At 48.7% G+C, this 265-nt stretch carries 2 tRNA genes; both read left to right on the top strand.

The window, feature by feature from the left end:
• The first annotated feature begins 79 nt into the window (after positions 1–79).
• Positions 80–152, top strand: a tRNA-Thr gene (locus tag JNO66_RS20370).
• 38 nt (positions 153–190) lie between these two features.
• Positions 191–263 (top strand) — tRNA-Lys (locus JNO66_RS20365).
• Positions 264–265 lie beyond the last annotated feature (2 nt).

Genomic DNA, 265 nt, shown 5'->3' with positions numbered 1-265 from the left:
GAGGATTAGCTCAGCTGGGAGAGCATCTGCCTTACAAGCAGAGGGTCGGCGGTTCGAGCCCGTCATCCTCCACCATTGAGCCGGCCTAGCTCAATTGGTAGAGCAACTGACTTGTAATCAGTAGGTTGGGGGTTCAAGTCCTCTGGCCGGCACTGCTTTTTAATTGCTTGTTTATTGTGATTTTATATATGAGCCATTAGCTCAGTTGGTAGAGCATCTGACTTTTAATCAGAGGGTCGAAGGTTCGAATCCTTCATGGCTCACT

The organism is Alkalicoccobacillus gibsonii (genome assembly GCF_016798245.1).
In the GTDB taxonomy this organism is placed as follows: domain Bacteria; phylum Bacillota; class Bacilli; order Bacillales; family Bacillaceae_D; genus Alkalicoccobacillus; species Alkalicoccobacillus gibsonii.
Note: the sequence above shows the minus strand (reverse complement) of the source record. Positions and strands in the feature narration are given on the sequence as shown.